This is a genomic window from Hydrocoleum sp. CS-953 (genome assembly GCF_002260545.1).
GTDB lineage: Bacteria > Cyanobacteriota > Cyanobacteriia > Cyanobacteriales > Microcoleaceae > Trichodesmium.
The window spans coordinates 1-6282 of record NZ_LGSU01001045.1 but is presented as its reverse complement, the minus strand read 5'-3'; the positions used below and the strand labels follow the sequence as shown (position 1 = coordinate 6282).

The 6282-nt window shown below is 34.7% G+C and carries 3 protein-coding genes; all 3 read left to right on the top strand.

Annotation, left to right across the window (positions count from 1 at the left end):
- Positions 1-219 precede the first annotated feature (219 nt).
- The 3 genes from AFK68_RS15335 (at position 220) to AFK68_RS15325 (ending at position 4153) form a co-directional block, all read left to right on the top strand.
- Complete coding sequence (locus AFK68_RS15335) at positions 220-594, top strand: lipopolysaccharide assembly LapA domain-containing protein (RefSeq protein WP_094673543.1); 375 nt, start codon at positions 220-222, stop codon at positions 592-594.
- 425 nt (positions 595-1019) lie between these two features.
- The gene (locus AFK68_RS15330; protein WP_094673542.1) at positions 1020-1877 is read left to right on the top strand and encodes a segregation/condensation protein A; all 858 of its coding nucleotides are present in this window, start codon (positions 1020-1022) and stop codon (positions 1875-1877) included.
- A gap of 1109 nt (positions 1878-2986) precedes the next feature.
- Complete coding sequence (locus AFK68_RS15325; RefSeq protein WP_094673541.1) at positions 2987-4153, top strand: sugar phosphate nucleotidyltransferase; 1167 nt, start codon at positions 2987-2989, stop codon at positions 4151-4153.
- Positions 4154-6282 lie beyond the last annotated feature (2129 nt).

The following is a 6282-nucleotide window of genomic DNA, read 5'->3' as shown; positions in this document are numbered from 1 at the left end:
GTGGATAACTAATGTTTGTAATTATTCTAGAGATTAAGCGAAAATATATTATCTCTAATAATTCTATTCCCTATTACCTACTCCCTACTCCCAATTTTGGTATTAGATAGTTAGTTAATTTAATATAGGACTTACCATGAAAAAATATATTGCCAGTTTATACATCAAAGGTATAAACTTAAGATATTGACCATTCAAGCATAAGTTGAAACAAAAACAATGAAACCTATAAACTTTTTGCTGATTTTCATAGTTTGTTTAGCGTTAGTTATATTCAGCTTACAAAATACCCAACTAACAACTATCAAACTTATTGAAGGTATCGAGTTAGAAGCTCCATTATCTGTAGAGCTTGTAATTGCCACAGGATTAGGAGCAGTTCTAGCATGGCTATTCAACTTATGGTCAAGAGTGCAAAATACCATAGGAAGCTTAGGACAAATGCGAGAAATTCGTACCAGAAATAAACGCATTCAAGAATTACAAGAAGATGTAGAACGCTATGAAGAGGAATTAAAACAAAGAGCTAGTTTGCCAGCATCAGAAACTTTGTCTGAGCTAGAAAAATCTACTGAATTAGAAGCTTCTAAATAAAAGTATAATTAGTTCAATTATGACTTTTTATTTCATTGGGTACTTGTATTTGAATCATACTAACCTTTACTCTAAGCATTCAGGTATCAGCTATCAGCTATCAGCTCTGAGTTATTAACTAATTATTTTGGAATAAGGAATTAGTCTTCAAGGAGAATTAAAAGTTTTGCTTTTGAAGAAAAAGGTTATCAGCTAACCTTAGTAAGTTATTACATTCAAAAGCTGTTTGCATAGCATTCCACAGGAAAAGCTGAATGCTGAATGCTAATAGCTGAAAGCTAACCTTTACTATCTTTAAATTTTTCACTCTCAATAATCTCACACTTATCAGAAAGTGTGAGATTCCAGATTAACAAATTTCAAGGATAGTCCGATCATTATTGATATTTAAAAGTACAGTAAAGTAGAGAAAAAAAACTACGGCTATGACAATTGGAGTTCCCCAAGTTTCAGAAACCCTTTCAGAAGGAATAGCCCTATTAACAAACCTAGCAGAAAAAGGAGAAATTAATCCTTGGGATGTCCAAGTAATTGAAGTAATCGATCGCTACTTAAGTAAACTTACTCCTGAATCAAATATTTCTGCAAGTGACGATTTTGCCAATTTATCTCAGTCAGGTCAAGCATTTTTGTACGCATCTATATTAGTCTGGCTAAAAGCCGATCATCTGGCTAATTCAGAATCATCTGAAAATAATTCAGAGATATGTGAAATAGTACAAATTCCAGAAGCAGAAAATTTTGAAACACCAAAGATACCACTAAAACTAGAGCAACAATTACGTCGTCGTGCTGTAGCTCCCTCCCCCCGTAAACGTCGAGTCACCCTTCAAGAATTAATTGAGCAACTGCAACTGATTGGATCTGCTATAGAAGATAGAAAAGCACGTCCTCGTATTCGCAAAACCAGCTCCAAAGCAAGAGCACAAGCGGCAAAAGTAATTGCAGAATTAGCTCACCAGGAAAATTTAGTAGAAACAGCTACTGACCTAGAACAGTTTCTTCTAGAAAAATTACCAGATACCAGTGAAGGTTGGTTAGAATTTGAGCATCTTTTAGAATTGTGGTCTTCAGCATTAGAGTCTAAAGCTGAAACAGAAAAGCAAAATCAACATACTAATGTCCCAGTAAACTCTGATCGAGTAGGTGCATTTTGGGCATTACTCCTGCTTTCTGCTCAATCTAAAGTTGAGTTATCCCAAGAACAATTTTATCAAGAAATCAAAATCCGTACTCTTTCATCAAGCTCTCAGGAACAAAAAGTTTTACAGGAGAAAATTTAATCCCTTGAAAAATAGAATAGTATAATAGTCTTTTGCAATTTCTATAATACTTCGGTACATAGTGGCAAAAATTAATTTACCGTCTTGCTTGGTCGAACTTAAGTTATTACTAGGGAAATTCACAAGCATATCAAAACCTCAAAAGTTTTTTATATATAGCAGGGAACAGGGAACAGTTGAAAAAACATTTCCGTTTTCTAAGATTTATCATCAGTCTATGCCCTAACTAATTCTTTCTTAGCAATAATAAGAATCTTTTGGTTTGTCAATATCAATGTAGTAAGTTATTGCACTGATATGTGTATTATTGGTTCATTAATTGATAATGGATNCATATCAAAACCTCAAAAGTTTTTTATATATAGCAGGGAACAGGGAACAGTTGAAAAAACATTTCCGTTTTCTAAGATTTATCATCAGTCTATGCCCTAACTAATTCTTTCTTAGCAATAATAAGAATCTTTTGGTTTGTCAATATCAATGTAGTAAGTTATTGCACTGATATGTGTATTATTGGTTCATTAATTGATAATGGATAATTACCTCTTTAACAATTGATAATGAACAATCGATAATGGATCATTATTTTTGTTTTCGGCTGTCGCCGACATGGAAAGCGGCGCATTCCGAAGAAAAACGCGGAGCGACTTGAATTGCGTTTTCCTTCGCACAACTCCGTTTTGCTAGCGCAAAGCTGTCCGCAATTATCAATTATCAATTATTAGGAGAGGCAATAAAGCCGAATTGATTAATTATCAATTATCCATTGGTAAAAACCTGGAATTACTTCTTTCGTGAAGATTCTAATTCATTAAACTTAAGATCACCAAACTGATAATTAGAAATATCTCAGAAAAATCTTATGATCCAGTATCTATGAATATGAACTGGAAAGATATGTCCAGCAATAACCCTGTTTACCTAGAATATCAACAAATATTGGTAGATAAAAATTGAGCGATCTACCTTTCCATCAGGAAAGTGAAAAATTATCATTCTGCTTTTCTGCCTGTTGAAGTGAGGTTTTAACGGAGTTTGTATTGTGAGTTGAGAACAGAGATAATAAGTATTTTAGTATTTTTGGCATTTTTAAGGTGGAGGAAACCAAAATGAAAGCCATGATTCTGGCCGCAGGTAAGGGAACTCGTGTTCGTCCAATTACTTATCGCATTCCTAAACCAATGATTCCTATTCTGCAAAAACCAGTAATGGAATTTTTGGTAGAGTTACTTCGTCTACATGGTGTTGAGCAAATTATGGTCAACGTTAGCCATTTAGCAAAGGAAATAGAGGACTATTTTCGTGATGGTCAAAAGTTTGGGGTAGATATTGCTTATTCTTTTGAAGGACGAATTGAGGATGGAAACTTGATTGGGGAGGCACTAGGTTCTGCTGGTGGTATGAAGCGAATTCAAGATTTTTATCCTTACTTTGATGATACTTTTATCGTCCTTTGTGGTGATGCTTTGATAGATTTGGATTTGACTGCAGCACTCAAATGGCATAAAGAAAAAGGATCTATGGCTACTGTAATTATGAAATCTATTCCTCGCGAACAGGTTTCTAGTTACGGTGTTGTAGTGACAGATGAAACAGGGCGAATTCAATCTTTTCAGGAGAAGCCAAAAGTTGAAGAAGCTCTTAGTACCGATATTAATACTGGTATTTATATTTTTGAGCCAGAAGTGCTTGATTATATTCCGTCTGGTGTTGAATTTGATATTGGTAGTCAGTTATTTCCCAAGTTGGTAGAGATAGGGGCACCGTTTTATGGTGTGGCAATGGATTTTGAATGGGTCGATATTGGTAAGGTGCCGGACTACTGGCGAGCAATTAGAGATGTACTTCAGGGGCAAGTTAAAAATGTTTCTATTCCTGGTAAAGAGGTATCTCCAGGAATTTATACTGGCTTAAATGTGGCAGTTAACTGGGATAAGGTAGATATTGAGGGACCTGTTTATATTGGTGGTATGACCAGGATTGAGGATGGTGCCAAAATTGTTGGACCTACTATGATTGGTCCTAATTGCTGGATTTGTAGTGGTGCGACTGTTGATAGTAGTGTTATTTTTGAATATTCCCGTTTGGGTCCAGGGGTTCGTTTAGTTGATAAGTTGGTTTTTGGCCGTTATTGTGTGGATAAGACAGGAGCATCTATTGATGTGCAAGCTGCTGCCCTTGATTGGTTAATTACTGATACTCGTCATCCTTTCCCTTCTGCTCCTCCTGTAGAACATGAAACAATTAAGGATATTTTGCAGGAAAATGGGGGTTAACTCGAAGGTAAGCATTCAAGGGTTAGCTATTAACTTATTCTTTTTTAAGGAAGAATTAGAGTTGAAAGATTGAGGAACAATTCAAGGTTACTCTCAAATCATTCTTTGCTAATATTTTTCATTAATTACTTACTGCAGGATTATTACCAAGGAAAAATTGTTTACCTAAGATTCCGCAGGAAAAGCTAAAGGGGAGCTACCTGAATGCTTACAAAAGAAAGAAGAAGGAGAAAGGTGAATTAATTTTTTTGACCTAAAATCTTCTCTTCTTTCTGGTGAAATTTATATGGAAGAAAGTAGAGCAATTCCCACACTCTTGAGGTACAAAATTCCTTTGTTTTAGGGAGTAGGGAGTAGGGAAGATGGGGGGATGGGGAGTAGAAAATAAGAAAAACAACTGTACCTCATTAATTAATAATTAACAATTAACAATTAACAATTAACAATTAATAATTACCTCTTTTGTCATAGAAGGATTGGGTTAAAAGGAATTTTTTTCTTCTCTTGGTCGATTGGATATGGGTAGGTAATTTATCCATCCAATCCTAGGTCATGCTCCGCATTTCCTGACGGAATGCTCCACAAACATGTCGGCGAAAGCCGAAGTGCGTTTGCGTTTTGCGGAACGCTAAACTTCGTTTTTCATGTCGCGTTTGCGTTAGCATTCCTTAGGAAAGCGAAACGCTGCGCGATATCAAAAGCATTCCGATTGTTAGTTGTGCGCTAGCTAAACGACCACTTTTTCTCCATGAATGGAGAGGCTTTATACCTTAATTTTTCGGTAAGTTAAAAGTCGCTCATGCAAAAGTTAAAAGCAATCTCTGAGTGAGTTTTCCTATTGAGAAATTTCCTAATCTTTGCTTTGACTGCTATATTCTGTAATACCATAAGTGGTAATAGTAATACCGAAACAATATAAGCCGATCCAATCTAAATCTATATTCTTGGAATTTTATTAACCAAAATTATACACGCACAAATATACGTTTTTGTCAAATTTTTGGGCTTCTATTGTTAAGTTGTCTTGGGAAAATTTGTTTTTTCTATCCAGAGATTAAATTTAAAACTACTTAATATTCTACGAATTCAATATAGTTGACAGGGTTTTTGAATAAATTAATTACACCAAGCCTGTGACTATAAAAATCATATCATAAGCTCTAAATTAAGTAAACTCGTAAAATAATTGAGAATAGTGTCAATAAACCCCTGTTTTTACATTTATTCATAATTTGCTTAACATGGTAATTTTAAATTTATCCCTTCAAAAACATTTGTTTTGCTTATACAACTCAAAAATAGCAGTCATCATTACTATTACTATTACTATTACTATTAAGACGTTCTCGCTCCTCTCAAATTTAGTTCGTGCTGCGAATTTACAGGGGTTTTTCTGCGGAATGATACGCAAATATGATGCCTAGGAAAATGGCCTTATGATGATGCACAGTTCCTCTATAGCGCTATGCGCAAGTCAGAAGTAATACCATTTATCAAAAATATTCCTATATCTTATTGGGTGGGGAAGTGTGGGAAGCGTAGGAGGTGGGGGGCGAGGAAAAGTAGTAATAATCTATGCTAACCAACTAATAATTGTCAAAAACAGACTTTGAATCTTGGTAACTATTGAGGTGTTGAAGTAGAGTCGAAGTATAGCATTAATGCATGGTAATTGGTATAATACCAAATCTGATTACTATAGACCACATATCTTAGTTCAGAAAAGCTTGATTTATATAGATTTTAGTTGACTCATTTGTGGTCTAGCTAAACTGGATTTAGTATTATGATTTCACAACTTATAGCAGTTTTCATTAATATAGAGTACAGAGATTTTGGTTGAAAGGAATAAGGAAGAAAGAAGAAAGGAATAAGGAATAAGGAAGAAAGAAGAAGGAAGAAGCAAGAAGGAAGAAGCAAGAAGGAAGAATTTTTGTAGTCAACATGAGTTAAAACCGCTATAAGTTAGTCGTTTTTGTACTTTAATACTCTGGTTAAAAATATAGTAGAAGTTAAAGAAAACTTGCTTCATTCATTATTCATTAAAAAGCTGAGAGCTGACTGCTAATAGCTATTTTCCTGGGCGACATTAGTGCACAACATTCCGCAGGAAATGCTTACCTTTAATT